The sequence below is a fragment of the Aliiroseovarius sp. PTFE2010 genome, assembly GCF_049943335.1.
Taxonomy (GTDB): Bacteria; Pseudomonadota; Alphaproteobacteria; order Rhodobacterales; family Rhodobacteraceae; genus JBNFVY01.
Genome location: NZ_JBNFVY010000003.1, coordinates 108,517 through 123,221, shown reverse-complemented (window position 1 = coordinate 123,221; position 14,705 = coordinate 108,517). Strand labels below are relative to the sequence as shown.

At 59.0% G+C, this 14,705-nt stretch carries 15 protein-coding genes and 1 tRNA gene; 5 read left to right on the top strand and 11 right to left on the bottom strand.

Features of this window, described 5'->3' with window-relative positions; genetic code table 11:
* Positions 1–96 precede the first annotated feature (96 nt).
* On the top strand, positions 97–717 hold the full coding sequence (locus tag ACP2AV_RS06610) for a thiamine phosphate synthase (RefSeq protein ID WP_426371906.1): 621 nt from the start codon (positions 97–99) through the stop codon (positions 715–717).
* Between the two features lie 3 nt (positions 718–720).
* Here the strand turns inward: ACP2AV_RS06610 and ACP2AV_RS06605 are convergent, their stop codons facing one another.
* From ACP2AV_RS06605 to ACP2AV_RS06590, 4 genes are all read right to left on the bottom strand, one after another.
* A complete protein-coding gene (locus ACP2AV_RS06605; RefSeq protein WP_426371905.1) occupies positions 721–1,527 on the bottom strand; it encodes a hypothetical protein in 807 nt (268 codons plus the stop codon).
* Between the two features lie 137 nt (positions 1,528–1,664).
* Positions 1,665–2,495, bottom strand: coding sequence for a lysophospholipid acyltransferase family protein (locus ACP2AV_RS06600; protein WP_426371904.1), 831 nt, complete (start codon positions 2,493–2,495; stop codon positions 1,665–1,667).
* Complete coding sequence (locus ACP2AV_RS06595) at positions 2,492–3,259, bottom strand: GNAT family N-acetyltransferase (protein ID WP_426371903.1); 768 nt, start codon at positions 3,257–3,259, stop codon at positions 2,492–2,494. Before ACP2AV_RS06595 ends, ACP2AV_RS06600 begins: the two co-directional genes overlap by 4 nt.
* 137 nt (positions 3,260–3,396) lie before the next feature.
* The gene (locus ACP2AV_RS06590) at positions 3,397–3,582 is read right to left on the bottom strand and encodes a DUF3553 domain-containing protein (protein WP_426371902.1); all 186 of its coding nucleotides are present in this window, start codon (positions 3,580–3,582) and stop codon (positions 3,397–3,399) included.
* A 38-nt stretch (positions 3,583–3,620) separates the two neighbouring features.
* Between ACP2AV_RS06590 and ACP2AV_RS06585 the strand changes: the two genes are divergently transcribed.
* A complete protein-coding gene (locus tag ACP2AV_RS06585) occupies positions 3,621–4,217 on the top strand; it encodes a histidine phosphotransferase family protein (RefSeq protein ID WP_426371901.1) in 597 nt (198 codons plus the stop codon).
* Between the two features lie 10 nt (positions 4,218–4,227).
* Here the strand turns inward: ACP2AV_RS06585 and ACP2AV_RS06580 are convergent, their stop codons facing one another.
* From ACP2AV_RS06580 to ACP2AV_RS06550, 7 genes are all read right to left on the bottom strand, one after another.
* Positions 4,228–5,502: a glutamate-5-semialdehyde dehydrogenase gene (locus ACP2AV_RS06580; protein ID WP_426371900.1), complete on the bottom strand. Its 1,275-nt coding sequence runs from the start codon at positions 5,500–5,502 to the stop codon at positions 4,228–4,230.
* Between the two features lie 96 nt (positions 5,503–5,598).
* Positions 5,599–6,705 carry a glutamate 5-kinase gene (proB, locus tag ACP2AV_RS06575; RefSeq protein ID WP_426371899.1) on the bottom strand — a complete coding sequence of 369 codons (1,107 nt, stop codon included), beginning with the start codon at positions 6,703–6,705 and terminating at the stop codon, positions 5,599–5,601.
* On the bottom strand, positions 6,693–7,742 hold the full coding sequence (gene obgE / locus ACP2AV_RS06570) for a GTPase ObgE (protein WP_426371898.1): 1,050 nt from the start codon (positions 7,740–7,742) through the stop codon (positions 6,693–6,695). Before obgE ends, proB begins: the two co-directional genes overlap by 13 nt.
* 142 nt (positions 7,743–7,884) lie before the next feature.
* Complete coding sequence (locus tag ACP2AV_RS06565; protein ID WP_426371897.1) at positions 7,885–8,427, bottom strand: GNAT family N-acetyltransferase; 543 nt, start codon at positions 8,425–8,427, stop codon at positions 7,885–7,887.
* 176 nt (positions 8,428–8,603) lie between these two features.
* Entirely contained in the window at positions 8,604–8,873 is a 270-nt protein-coding gene (gene rpmA / locus ACP2AV_RS06560; protein ID WP_426371896.1) for a 50S ribosomal protein L27, read from the bottom strand.
* Positions 8,874–8,894: 21 nt separating this feature from the next.
* Positions 8,895–9,521 carry a 50S ribosomal protein L21 gene (locus ACP2AV_RS06555; RefSeq protein ID WP_426371895.1) on the bottom strand — a complete coding sequence of 209 codons (627 nt, stop codon included), beginning with the start codon at positions 9,519–9,521 and terminating at the stop codon, positions 8,895–8,897.
* Positions 9,522–9,749: 228 nt separating this feature from the next.
* On the bottom strand, positions 9,750–10,574 hold the full coding sequence (locus ACP2AV_RS06550; RefSeq protein ID WP_426371894.1) for a DUF2059 domain-containing protein: 825 nt from the start codon (positions 10,572–10,574) through the stop codon (positions 9,750–9,752).
* A gap of 217 nt (positions 10,575–10,791) precedes the next feature.
* Here ACP2AV_RS06550 and ACP2AV_RS06545 point away from each other — a divergent pair.
* From ACP2AV_RS06545 to ACP2AV_RS06535, 3 genes are all read left to right on the top strand, one after another.
* A tRNA-Ser gene (locus ACP2AV_RS06545) sits at positions 10,792–10,881 on the top strand.
* Between the two features lie 288 nt (positions 10,882–11,169).
* Positions 11,170–12,528, top strand: a complete 1,359-nt coding sequence (locus ACP2AV_RS06540) for a tyrosine-type recombinase/integrase (RefSeq protein WP_426371893.1) — start codon at positions 11,170–11,172, stop codon at positions 12,526–12,528.
* A 171-nt stretch (positions 12,529–12,699) separates the two neighbouring features.
* Positions 12,700–14,232: a hypothetical protein gene (locus ACP2AV_RS06535; RefSeq protein ID WP_426371892.1), complete on the top strand. Its 1,533-nt coding sequence runs from the start codon at positions 12,700–12,702 to the stop codon at positions 14,230–14,232.
* Positions 14,233–14,705 lie beyond the last annotated feature (473 nt).

Below are 14,705 nucleotides of genomic sequence, written 5' to 3'. Positions count from 1 at the left end.
AGGCCGGTGTCGTCCGGGTTGCAAGGGATCGCGTAAGCCCTTCCGCCCTAACGAAAACATAGGTATAGGTTCTGAAAACCAGACAGGAGCCGCCCCATGGCCGAGAGCGAGCAGCCGCAAATCTATCTTATCACCCCGCCCGAATTTGAACTGTCGAGCTTTCCAGCGCAGTTGGCCCGCGTTCTGGATTCGCATGACATCGCCTGCCTGCGCCTGGACCTTGCCAGCAGCGATGAAGACAAGATCAGCCGCGCCGCCGACGCGGTGCGCGCCGTGGCCCACGAGCGCGACGTGGCTTTGGTGATTACAGAGCATCTGGTTCTTGCCGAACGGCTCGGGCTGGACGGGGTACACCTGACCGACGGCGCCAGATCCGTGCGCAGCGCCCGCAAGATGCTGGGCAAAGAGGCGATTGTCGGGGCGTTCTGCGGCACGTCGCGTCACGACGGAATGACGGCAGGCGAAGCCGGTGCGGACTATATCTGTTTCGGGCCAGCCGGGACGTCGGATCTTGGCGATGGCAGCCGGGCCGAAGCGGATTTGTTCCAATGGTGGAGCCAGATGATCGAACTGCCGGTTGTGGCCGAAGGCGCGCTGGACGTTGAAACCGTCGGCGCGCTAGCACCCTACACCGATTTTTTCGGCATCGGGCGCGAAATCTGGGACCAAGACGATCCCGTCGCCGCACTTGGGCGCCTCATCACAGCAATGGGCTGATCGTCAACTGTCCTTGGCCCGCGGGCGCAAGGGCAAGACGTTGGGGCTGGCGGCAACCGCGGCGACATGATCGCGCAGCGTATCGGGATGATGCACCGATTTTTCCAACGCAACCTGGGCTTGCGACCGCTCTTCGGTTTGAAGCGCGAAGTCGGTCAGTAAACGCAGATGCCTTTCAATTTCGCCAACCTGGTCCTGCAGCGTGGCGAGTTGTTCAAGACAATATTCAAGCCGCACTGGCCTACCCTGCCCAATGGCGGGCGACGGATCCGCTTCGTCGCCGGCGCGCTGCAGGAAGCGCGCGGCTTCGTCCCGCGCCTCACCGGACATGCGGGCCAACCCAAACAACGGCCCGGCAATTTCGACCAGCGTCGAGACCGCAACCCGGTCCACATGCGACAGGGTGTCTTTTGCGATGGCGCGGTCAGAGGAAAACAAAGCGTCTATCCGCCCGACGAAATGCTTGAAATGCAGCGCATAAGCGCGGCTCTTGGGAACACCGCGCGCGCGCTCGATGCGAAGCCCCGACAGAGCCGCCCCCTTTAGTTGCAGCTTGAAATCGGGCACCTCAAGCGCCGTGTCTTGTCTGTGAAAGCCGCCATACAAATAGTCGGACAGGCAGCGCCCGACCTGCAAGCCAAGCGGCATGACAAGGGTCTTTTGAACGTTCGCGCGCTTGGGAAACGCCAGTGTGCTGGACATGTCGCGGCTGGTGACGCGTATATCCCACAGGCGCAATGTCAGGTCATCGTCAACAAGGACTCGAATCGTCAGATCATCTGGCTCATGGGCTATGTGGGCCGTACTCATCTGCGTATCCTCATCCCATTTGCCATATCAACCAATACGACAAAACAGGGCGACGGAGTCTAGCGAAGAGTTGACCCAACGTCGTGTCAGACCATGGTTCAAGATGAATAAAATTTTGGAACAGCGGCGTATCTGGCTTATTTTCGCGCTTCGGTCGGCATCGCTGATCGCACTGCGGCCTCGCATTTGGCGGCCAGTTCCTTGCGCGTCGCAAAGTCCGACACTTTGCATGGCGGATGGTAGACCAAGGTGACCCCGCCCCCGCGCGGTGCGCTCAAGACCCGGACAAAGCTGTCGCCAAAGCTCATATCGCCCCACCACCCGTAAAAGCGCGGATCGAAGCCTTTGGGCGCATCATAGATCACGGTCACGGGCTGGACATACATGAATTCGCGCAATTCGGGCGCGAAAAACGCGGCGAACAGGGTAGACCGGAACGGCAAGACCCTCTGATTGTCAGACGACGTGCCTTCGGGGAAAAACAACAGCTTGTGTCCTGCATGCAGGCGCTGTTCGAACAAGGCGACCTGCGCTTTGGCATCACGTGGATCACGGCGAATGAAAATCGTTCCAGCCGCCTTGGCCAATGGGCCGATGCCCGGCCAGTCCGCCACTTCGGCCTTTGACACGAAGAAAATGCGTTTGCGCGCGTTCAGGGCCAGGATGTCCAGCCAGGTGGAATGATTGGCGACCACGGCCCCTTCATGGGGCATCCGCTTACCCTGAACACGGTGCGCCATGCCGATCACGCGAAAAAACAGGGCCGAGAAAAGGCGAGGAAAGTGGCTGCTGACGGGGCGGCGTTGGCCGACGAAGGGATATTCAATCAGGCGCACCAGCAACATGACACAGGTCATGATCAGCAGCGTTGGAAACAGGACGATCAAACGCGCGACAAGGCGCAGCCAGGCCGCGACGTTCAGCGGCGGCAGGTCGGGCTGCTCATCCCCCTGCCATACCATGCTCATGTGCCGCGCTCCGCTGCGTAAATGGCCTTTTGTCGCGCCGAAAGCGTGGCCATATCGACCAGCAGAAAAATGTCGGTCGTGTTAAAGGCGTGATCGATATAGGCGCCGTCCCCGACGACACCGCCCAGACGCAGGTAGGCCTTGATCAGCGATGGGATCTGGCGGACGGCCGCGCGCCGGTCCAGATCGCTTTCGGGGATCAGATCCATGCGCTGGTAATGCTCATCACGCGCGCGCGGACGCAAAGCCGCGGGGGCAAGATGGCGATAATGCAGCAGCGACAGCGGCGCCGCCAAATCTGCGACGTTCGTGCCGCGAAAGGATGCGGTGCCGAACAACAGACCGACGTCCGTGTCCTGAACATAGCGCGCAAGATGTTGCCAGAGCAGGTGCATGGCCATTCCGCCGCGGTAGTCGCGATGCAGGCACGAACGGCCCAGCTCCAACAGCTTGCGCCCTGACCGCAACAGCGGCCCCAGATCATATTCCGTTTCGCTGTAGAACCCCTGCACGGCACGATCTTCGGGCAACAGCCGATAGACGCCGACCGCCTGGTCGCCCGGCGCGCGCGCGCGGTCAAACAGGATCAGGTGCAGGCATTGATCATCGTAGCTGTCTTGTTCCAGCCGCTCGTCATGGTCCACCAACGTGCCATCGCTGCCCATTTCCAGAACGAAAACGTCATAGCGCAGACGTTGTGCTGCGCGCAGATCGTCGGGCGTCGCCGCGAACTTGATTTCGAATTGCGGAGACATGCTTGGCATCCGGCCCCAAAGACCACTTTACGTACGGTGAACGGGTTCTACGCAAGCTGGTCAGGCTTTGCAATAAAAGCGAATTTTCCGGGTTTGCGTTTTTCCCGCTAAGGTTGTATTCCCTTAACAAACAATAACGATGACCCTTATATGTTGTCGTCAAACACGGGTAACAATTCAATATGCGCACTATCGATCACGACCTTCCCGGCGTGCTCAAACATCACGGTAACCTTTCCTCCGATGTTCGACTGCACCTGCCCCAACCCCCAATTCGGTTGCGCAGGATGGCGAACCACCTGGCCCGGTTCAAGCAGACTGTTCAAACTCATCCCCACAGCCTTTCCAGCCACAATAACGGAGCGCAGCCATGAGCACGTTGCAAAATGACCTCGCGGCGTTGATCGGCTCTCGGATATGTCACGATTTGATTTCACCTCTTAGCGCAATTGGCAATGGGGTCGAGCTGTTGACCATGTCCGGTTCCGCCGATACCCCCGAGGTCAGCCTGATTTCCGATAGCGTAGACAACGCCAATGCCCGCATCCGCTTTTTCCGCGTGGCCTTTGGTGCCGCCGGTGCCGAGTCTATCCTGCCCGCACGTGAATTGCACGACATCCTGACAAAGATGACCCAAGGGTCGCGGTTCGAGGTGATCTGGGGCGTTGACGGAGACCTTCCCCGCGCCGAAGTCAAATTGGCCTTTCTGATGTTGCTTTGCTTTGAAACGGCCATGCCCTGGGGCGGCGAACTACAGGTGACGCGCCAGGACGGCGCCTGGAAGATGCGCGGCAGCGCCGAGCGGATGAAAATCGACCCCGACCTGTGGCAGGTGGTCAGTACCGGCACGGGAAAACAGATCGCCCCGGCCGAAGTGCAATTCCTGCTTGCGCCGCTGGTCGCCGCCGACCAGGACCGATCGGTGCGATGCAGCATCGAAGAAAACCGCATCGCCGCGTTGTTCTGAAGACCGGCCGTCAGGGGCGTGTCGTGCCGTTGCCGGTGACAAGGTATTTGAAGGACGTCAGCTGTTGGGCCCCGACCGGGCCGCGGGCGTGCAACTTACCCGTGGCAATGCCGATTTCCGCGCCCATGCCGAATTCGCCCCCGTCGGCAAACTGGGTCGATGCGTTGCGCATCAGGATCGCACTGTCCAGCCGTTGAAAAAACCGCGCCGCGGTCGCGTCGTTTTCGGTCAGGATCGCATCGGTGTGGTTTGAGCCATAGCGCCTGATATGGGCAATCGCATCGTCGACGCTTTCAACAACGCGCGCCGAAATGATTCTGTCCAGATGCTCTTTACCCCAGTCATCGTCTGCGGCTGGAACGGTGCCTGCAATCGCGGCCAGATCGGGATCGGCCCGCACTTCGATCCCGGCATCAATCAGCATTTCGATCAGGGCACGGCCCAGCCCGTCCGCGATATCGCGATGGATCAGCAGGCACTCGGCCGCGCCGCAGATCCCGGTGCGGCGCGTCTTGGCGTTCAGCACCACGTCCATTGCTTTTTGCGCGTCAGCTTCGGCGTCTACGTAAACGTGCACAATCCCTTCAAGATGCGCAAAAACCGGCACGCGGGCCTCTTTTTGCACCAAACCGACCAACCCCTTGCCGCCCCGGGGCACAATCACGTCGATCGTATCGACCATGGTCAGCATTTCCTGAACCGCGGCGCGATCGCGCGTGGGCACCAACTGGATCGCGGCATCTGGCAGCCCGGCACTGCGCAGCCCCTGCGCAAGGCACCGGTGGATCACGCCCGACGAATGAAAGCTTTCGGATCCGCCGCGCAAGATCACCGCATTGCCCGCCTTGAGGCACAGGGCCCCGGCATCGGCCGTCACGTTCGGACGGCTTTCGTAAATCACGCCGATCACGCCCAAGGGCGTTCGCACGCGCTGGATATGCAGACCCGACGGCATATCCCATTCGGCGATCACCGCCCCGACGGGATCATCCTGTTCGGCGACGGCGCGCAAGCCATCCACGATCGACTGGATCCGGTCTTCGTCCAACAACAGCCGGTCCAGCATAGCCGCTGACAACCCCTTGTCGCGGCCATAGTCCATGTCCAACGCATTGGCTTCGATGATTTCGGCGCGCCGGTTCCATACTGCATCGGCCGCGGCCATCAAAGCGGCCGTCTTGTCCGCTGCACTGACCGTAGCAAGCTCGGAGGCGGCGGCGCGCGCGCGTGCACCCATGGCGTGCATCAACGCAGGCACGTTGTCAAAGTTTTCCAGGTCTTTCATCGTTCCGTCCCCAGCTGGACACTCTACCCCGGCCTTGAAATACCCCAACATGCGGGCATTGTCACCTTTGTGTTTCAATTCGCTCGGCCAAACCGGCTACGCGACCATGTCATCCCGGTGAACAAGTGCGGCGCGGGCCGGGTAGCCAAGGCGCGCTTCGATCTGGTCCGAGCGGCACCCCGCAATCGCTTGCGCCTCGCCCGAGGCATAGCGCGTCAGGCCCAGCCCGATACGCGCGCCGTCCGGTCCGCAAATGCTCACCGGCTCGCCGCGCCCAAAGTCGCCCGTGACCGATGTCACGCCAGCGGGCAAAAGCGATTTGCCCGCCAAAAGCGCGCGCGCCGCGCCCGCGTCGACCCGCAACGTGCCGCGTGGTTTCATCGCCGCGATCCAGCGTTTGCGTGCCGTTTGCGGATCGCCCTGTGCCTGGAACCACGTGGCGCGGGCGCCGTCTTGCAGCGCGCGCAGCGGATTTTGGACCGACCCTTCGGTGATCGCCATGGCGCAACCGCCCCCCATGGCAGTCTTGGCCGCCATCAGCTTGGTTTTCATCCCGCCCTTGGACAGGCCCGACGCGGCATCGCCGGCCATCCCCTCGATTTCGGGGGTGATTTCACTGATCCTGGTGAAGAATTCGACATCGCCGCCGCCGCGCGGATCACCGGAATAAAACCCATCGACATCTGACAGCAACACCAACTGATCGGCCCCGACCGTCACCGCGATCTGGGCGGCCAGGCGATCATTGTCGCCAAACCGGATTTCGTCCGTGGCCACGGTATCGTTTTCGTTCACGATCGGCACCGCGCCGTTTTTCAGCAACGTCGCCAAAGTGGCGCGGATGTTCAGATAGCGCCGCCGATCCGACGTATCTTCAAGCGTGATGAGAACCTGACCCGTGGTGATGCCGTAAGGCCCGAGCACCGCTTCGTATGCACCCGCCAGCCTGATCTGGCCCACGGCCGCGGCAGCCTGGCTCTGTTCCAGCGCCAACGGTCCCTGCCCCAGGCCCAAAACGCCGCGCCCAAGCGCGATCGAGCCCGACGACACCAGCACGACCTGCGTGCCGCGGGCGCGTATATCGGCCACATCCGCCGCAAGCGAAGCCAGCCAGTCCCCCCGCAATGCGCCGGTGGAGCGGTCTACCAGAAGGGCCGACCCGATCTTGACCACCAACAGCTTGGCATCGCTCAGGGTTGCCATGTGCTGTCCTCGCCGGTGTCCCCCTCTTCCTCGCGCTTGCGACGCAGCCGGTCCACACTGATTTCCGCCTTGAGCGCGCGCAGAACCTCGGTCACGCCCTCGCGCGCGACGCCTGACATCTCGTAGACGCGCCCGCCGCTGGCCTGTTCCAGCGCGGCCCGTCTTTCGGCCCTTTCGTCTGCACTGAGCGCATCGACCTTGTTCAGGACCGTCACGCGCGGCTTTGCGGCCAGCGCGGGTGAATAGGCGTCCAGTTCACCGATAATGACGTCGTGGTCATGGGCCACATCCTCGACGGTGCCATCGACCAGATGCAACAACACCGCGCAGCGTTCAACATGGCCCAGGAACAGATCCCCCAGGCCGCGCCCTTCTGAGGCGCCTTCGATCAGTCCGGGGATATCGGCGATCACGAATTCGGCGTTGTCCACACCAACCACGCCCAGATTGGGGTGCAACGTGGTGAACGGGTAGTCGGCGATCTTGGGCCGGGCGTTCGACGTGACGGACAGGAATGTGCTCTTGCCCGCGTTCGGCAGCCCCAAAAGCCCCGCGTCAGCGATCAGCTTGAGCCGCAGCCACAGCGTGCGCTCGACGCCGGACTGGCCGGGGTTGGCGTGACGCGGCGCCTGGTTGGTGGGCGTTTTGAAATGCGCGTTGCCAAAGCCGCCGTTCCCGCCCTTGGCCAGCAGAACGCGTTGGCCCACTTCGGTCAGATCGGCAATCACGGTTTCTTCGTCTTCGTCCAGCACCTCGGTGCCGACAGGCACGCGCAGGATGATGTCATCGCCATCCTTGCCCGTTTTGTTCGACCCCTGCCCCGACGCGCCGTTCTTTGCGAAAAAGTGCTGCTGGTAGCGAAAGTCGATCAGCGTATTCAGCCCGTCGACCGCCTCGGCCCAGACATCGCCGCCACGCCCACCGTCGCCGCCGTTCGGGCCACCATATTCGATGTATTTTTCGCGTCGGAACGCGATGCAGCCGTTACCGCCACTGCCCGAGCGGATATAGACCTTTGTCAGATCGAGGAATTTCATGTCGCACCGGTCCTTTTGATGGCGCCAGCAATAAGCCGCCCGCACACGGAACTCAATGCAAGATCCCTGCAGCAATCGCAGCAAGATGTGTGTGTGGGACCCGGGATCGGACGGGCTGCAGCAGCGGCCGCACCCGTGCCGCTCAGCCCAGTTTACGCAGGTAGGTCCAGGTTGGCACGGTCGCCTGGCGCGCCACAGAATAGGCTTCGGCTTCGCCAAGGTATTCGAACCCGTTGTTCGTCACCACGCGGGCGGAAGCTGCATTGTCCTGAAACACGGTGGCGAAAAAGGTCTGATCGGCGAACGGGTTGGCAGAGACCACCGCCCGTACCGCCGACGAGGCGATGCCAGTGCCCCAGAACGCCGGGGCCACCCAGTAGCCAATCTCGGATTGGCCGCGATCCATCGGACGCAGGGAAATCGTGCCGAGCACTTCGGACAAGTTGGCGGCCGATCCATCCAGCGCCCAGGTCATTGCGCCCGACGGCAATTCAAGGCTGCGCGCAATGAACGCTTCGGCGGCGCCCGGCGGGTACGGGTGCGGAATGCGGGTGGTGTTGCGGGCCACACGTTCGTCGCCAGCATAAAGAGACAACAGCCCCGCATCTGACGGCCGCATGGGGCGCAGCACGAAACGGTCGGTTTCGATCACGGGAATCCGGGTCAGTTCTTTGGCCTCAGTCATGTCTCTCTCTCCTTTCCAAGGAGTAAAGTAATCACCAGAAACATACGGTATAGATACGTCAGTTGCCGCGTCATACAAGGGATCGGTGATCGCCGGTTCGCCGCGCGCGCACCGCCAATAAAAAAGGGGACCGGCGACGCCGATCCCCTGGAATGTCAAACCTTTCGGGTTTCGGCTTACTCGGCGGCCTCCGCCGCCGGGAGGACCGAAATAAAGGTGCGGCCCTTGAGGCCCTTGTGGAAGGTCACTTTGCCTTCAGCGGTCGCAAAAATCGTGTGATCCTTGCCCAGACCAACGTTCTGGCCAGGCCAGAACTTGGTGCCGCGCTGACGCACGATGATGTTGCCAGGAATGGCCGCTTGGCCACCGTAGATCTTTACACCAAGGCGACGACCGGCAGAGTCGCGACCGTTACGGGATGAACCGCCTGCTTTCTTGTGTGCCATCTCGCTTCTCTCCTATCTCTCTCAGCCTTTGGCCAGTTCTTTGGCCTGCTCAACCCAGCCTTCACGCTCGATACGGCCCTTGAACGACAGTTTTTCGTCGAACTCGGCAATATCAGCTTCGCTCCAGGCGGCGATCTGCGCGAAGGCGGAAATACCGTTTTCGTGCAGTTTCTTTTCCAGTGCCGGGCCAACGCCCGACAGTTTCTTCAGATCGTCCGCGCCGGCTTCAGCCTTGGGCGCAGCGGCTTTCTTGGCCGGCGCCTTTTTGGGTGCGGCAGCAGCAACGGCTGCGCCCGACACCGAACCGGCCCCGATTGCGGCCTTGACGCCCGACTTGTCAGCACCCTGTTCAAGGATGTCGGTGATACGCACGAGGGTCAACTGTTGGCGGTGCCCCTTCTTGCGCTGCGAGCTGTGCTTGCGGCGACGCTTGACGTAGTGGATCAGCTTGGGGCCTTTGATCTGGTCGATTACCTCGGCCTGAACGCCCGCGCCATCCACCAGCGGCGCACCCACGGTGCTGCCAACCATCAGAACATCGTTGAATTGTACTGTTTCGCCGGCATCCGCTGCCAGCTTTTCGACACGCAGCACGTCGCCCGACTGAACGCGATACTGTTTGCCACCAGTCTTGAGGACTGCAAACATCTGATCTTCCTTGTTTTCCCGCGTCCTGTGGCCCCCGTTTCCGGGCGTTTTGGGGCCAAGCCCCGCCGCGAACAGCGCGCCCCGATCAGGGCGTCATTGACGTCTTTCCCGCAGAATCGACCCGCAGGAGCCGAGCTTATGCGCCCGATCGCCCCATGGGTCAAGGAAAAAGGCCGCCATCTGTTACCGCCATCTGTCACCGGCATCTGCATCGTGTGTATGCCAAGCTCACAGGTCCTGGCCGGCCAGAAATTGTGCGGCGCCCATCCCCAGTTGCCGCGAGATCGACACATACATCTTGTCATACGCCGAAAAGAGCGCCCGGTTGAGCGCCTGCCCCTCAGGCGTTTCGCTCAGTTCGACATATTCGGCCAGCCCGCTGCGATCCATAGGGCCATAGGCCAGCGCCAGGTAGGTCAACAACCACTCCGTGGTTTCAGAGCGGATGTCGTCTTCTTGCGACCAGACATCTGTCAGGATCTGTTCCTGCGTCAACGTTCCTTCGAATGCGTCCCCTTCGGCGAGACCTGTATAAAAAGCATAGGAGGCGTTCAGCGCGCCCACCACATTCGCCTCGACCAGATCGTTCACGGCGATGAAATCATGCAGCAGCGAATCCAGTTCGGGATCGGTTTCGTTGAGCTTGCGCGCCGCTTCGGCAGCGGCTTGCTCGACCTCGGGTTGAAGCAGCGCCCGTCGGGCCACGATTTCAAGTTCGGTGATCTCCTGCCCCTCGGGGCTGGCAAAAAACGCGGTCAGGGGGGCAACGTCCACGTTGTCCAGTTCGATTGCCAATTGCGTGCGCACCGCCTGCTCCAAGGTGTCGGCCGCATAGATCCGATCGACAAGAATGGGCCACGCGCCCCCTGCCCGGTCCGGAAACATCTCGGCGGCGATATCGGACCCGTATTCAAGCCCCTCTGCCCGCATGACCTGCACCACCTCGCCGATTCTGAGCGCATCGACCAGCGCGTCAATCGCCTGGTCCGCGCGGGACATGGCAGGCCAGATCAGGGCAGCGACGGCGACAAGAACAAGTTGAATGGAACGCATGCGAATAGATCCTTTGGCTAGCCGTTACCTTAAGCGGTGCAACAGCCCAAAGAAAGACCCGGCAGACGGTTTGCGCGTGACCTTGCGCGCGGCCTCGCCAGGAGGCGCGCGACCATGGCCCACTGGACCCAATGCAACCGCTTTTGCACATTTCGACAAATGAGGGGTTGCGCCGCGCCGCTGCCTTGGCTAATCCACCGGCCACCAAGACCCCCGCGGAGAGGTGCCGGAGTGGTCGAACGGGGCGGTCTCGAAAACCGTTGTCCCTTCAAGGGGACCCAGGGTTCGAATCCCTGTCTCTCCGCCAAGTGGTCTAAAATCAATGACTTAAGACTTCGGGCAGCAAGTGCGACACAAAGTGGAGCACACGCCCATGAAGCTGTCAGCATACCTGTCCCCATCAAGACACGGCGTCTACTATTTCCGGTGGCCATTGCCCATAACTGAGGACCAACCTCGTAGGTCCGTCAGGGTTTCCCTAAGAACCAAATGTCCTGACAGGGCTGGCGATCTGGCCCGGTATCTTGCATCCTGCGGACGATTGGTGCGGGATAACAAGACGTTGGCAAGGCTCAGGCAAGATCAGATGCGGGAAATGGTGCGTAGCTACTTTGTGGCTTCGCTGGACCGTTATGTCGAGCGCCTGAACGATACGGGAATGTCAGATCATACGATTGACCTTCTGAAACAGGAACTAGAGGTGCATGAGGACGCCATAGGTGGCCATGACGACCTTTCCGACCTATTCCTTGATACTGGAACGGTTGCTGCGTTTCGCGGCTCAGCGGGCCTCACTGACGTGGATTGGGCCGAAAATGAGCCTAAGCTGCGAAGGGAAATGCGCAAGGCACGTCGCGATCAGATCAAAGCCCTTTTAAGCGCCGCTGAGAGCCTTGAGGGCTATTCTTTCGCCAAGGCGTCTGAAAGCTCTCAAACGCCGCCAGCAAGCCCCTCTGTGACCCTGAGCGCTGCTCTTGAGGATTTCATGCAAGAGCACAGCCCGCAATGGTCCGAAGAAATGCAGAAAAAGGCTAGATCTTACCTTGCGGTGCTCTTGGAATACTTCGGGCCAGATCGGCTCATGGCCGAGATCACGCGCCAAGATGCGGCTGATCTAAAGAAGATCTTGCTCGCCCTACCCGCCAATCGCAGCACGAGACCTGAAACTCGCGACCTGTCGCTCACAGAAGCCATAGCAGTAACGGGTGTTAAGAAGATCACGGGCAAGACTGTCAGCAACTATATCGACACATACCGCCGTTTCTGGCACTGGGCAGAAGTTCACGGCCACACACCAGTGAAACTGTTTGAAGACATGAAGGTTGCAAAGGCCAAACAAGCCGCACCTGCACGCCGAAGCTACACACAAGAAGAGACCAAAGCGCTCTATGCTGAGTTGACAGAAAACCGCCGGGGTCTCGTGAAGAAAGACGACTACAAGTGGGGGGCATTGCTTGCGCTCTACACTGGCGCAAGACTGCGGGAAGTCGCGCAACTCGACAAAGCCGACATACGGTGTGAGGGCGACATCTGGTATATCGCCATCAATGGCGATGGTGAGAAGAAAAGCCTGAAGACAGCCGCCGCCAAGCGCCGTGTTCCGATCCATTCGGAGTTGATCCGTCTCGGCTTTCTGGATTGGGTTGCCGACAAACGTGACGGACAACGCCTGTTCCTATCCTTCAGCCACAACGCCAAAGAAGGCTATGGCCGCAATCTGGGCCGCTGGTTTAATACCGTGCTCTTGACGGGCATGAGCCTCAAGGAAAGCGGCCTCGTGTTCCATAGCCTGCGCCACACGATGGTAACGCGCCTTGCTCAAGCAGGTGTCCCTGAGCCGCTGTATCAGGAGATCGTGGGCCATGAGCGCCAAGGCGTCTCGCAACAGGTCTATTTCAAAGAGGGCCATACGTTGGCCCAGAAGCAAGAGGCTATTGAGAGGTTTGTGGTTTGAAGAGTAGGTTCTCCTTAGCAATCCGCTTACGGCCCAGAGGTGACCTTCGTGCAAGATGTACCTAATGGCAGCTACCAGCCCGGAGCGGACATTGACTTTTCAATCAACATGCTTGTTCATAGCCCTACAAATCGGAGCGCCGAGTTTCCGAAGTCGACTTAGGAAACTATTGTGCCAACATTTGATGACAACTTTAAATTCGATGCTAGCCCATTTGAGCAGTACGTAGCAGAAAACGAGCCCGACATTCTCGATTATGCGGTGGTTCCTCCTTACTTTGCGGTCGCCAAGAAACGTGCGCTGACACCATCTACGCATTTGCTGTTCGGTGCGAGGGGCGGGGGTAAGTCAGCTACGCGCCTTGCTACAGAACGGGAGCTCTGGAGGTTGCACGCTAAGGGCGATTCTGTCCCTCTTGCCGTACCCTACATCGATTTCACCAGAATTCTGGATGGCGCTTCAATAAGCGACGTTTCGTCCGATAGCCTGCTAAAGGAGCTTTCCTTTCGAGTGGTTGAAACGCTTTTGCTATGGATTTCCGATCAAGAAGACGCCGAGGACATAGTAGAGCTCTTAGAACCCGATGAGCTCAATTTGATGGTTGTGCTGGTACAAGCCTTTTACCTGCGAGTTCCCGATGCAAATCGCCGGATTAGCCAGCATCAAGCCATGACGATACTAAGGCAGAACTGGCAGAGTCGAACACGAAACTGGACCATGAAGAAGTGGTCTGCAATTGTCGAAATTGTGGGCACGATATCCTCTGGCCTATCAGAAAAGTATGCCAACACCGACAGCGTTAAGTCCCAAGTCGACGATCTGTTCAATGAATCTGGTGCCATTGCTTCAGGAACTGCTTTGCTCGCGAAGTTGGTTGAGGTCGCGAGAGTCTTTGGCTTCTCGGGGATTTCTGTGTTTGTTGACAAGGTTGACGAGCACCCTTTGACGCAGAATTCGCCCGAAGCCTCAGCGCGCCTCATCTTTCCATTGCTGGCACATGTTCAGCTAATGGAGGTAGAGGGCTTAGGTTGGCAGTTCTTTTTGTGGGACAGGGTTAAGGCCCTTTTTGCTGATGGAGAGCTTTCAGTACGGCTGGACAAACTCGCTCACAGCGAGGTTTCTTGGACGGGAGAATTCCTCCGCCAAATGATTGACGCCCGGGTATCCTTTTTTAGCGCAAATCGAATAACTAAATTTTTGGAATTAGGAGCCGATAGAGAAGTGACTTACGATAAAATTGGGGAGGTTGTCGAATTGTCGGTGAATTCTCCGCGAGAAACCATTCGGCTTCTGGATACAGTGGTTCGAGAGTTCGATTCCGAGTATGCTTTAGAGAAAGAGCCCCGGTTTTTAGATGCTGAAGATTTGGAAAGAGGGATGGACAAATACGTATCTGATGTCATTTGGAACGTGTACGATAAGGAAGTTCTGAGTCAGATCTTGCGACTGAATAAATCCACCTTCATCAACAAAGAAGTACAAGCCGCCTTCAAAATTAGTGCTCCCGGTGCAACTAACCGTATCGTCAAATGGCAGGACGCGGGTGCGATAACTCAAAGCGGGAAGCGGGAAGCGGAAGGTGGAGTTGGTGGCAAGCCATCCAATGAGTATTCAATAGCTGACCCCCGTATCGTACGGCTCTCGGAAAGAAAGCTGTACGATGAAAAAGTTTTGACGGAAGCGCCCATTGAGGCCACTGACTAAACCATATCATACCGTCAGTTTTCTCAAGGCTGCGGCGAGGCTTGGCAAGGTCCGCTATCTGCGCATCTCGGACCTTCGTGTCTGACGCAGAGAATGTCCGCAACCCGCCCAACTTGATAACACTCTCAGCTTATCTGTCTTCAGAGCTAAAGTGCAAAAATATGATAAACTTTTCTGCGCGGCTATCCACATACATTTGGACTTGCGACTTCCCCCATGCCTCAGGTCACTCTCCCTGTAATGGTATGACATTTGTTCGGACTTGCATGTTTCAGTTGATCCGCACACTCAGCATCAAACTCGCATCTCGCCGCGAAAGCGCTCTGGCTATTCCCTCTTTCAATAAGCGGGGCATGAAATTCGCAACCTTCCTTGTGCGGTATTTATCTTGTGCGGTATCTATCTGTTTTCATTACCAAATCTGACCTCCTCACATATAGAGGATAGATGCACCAGTATCTGTCTTGACCATA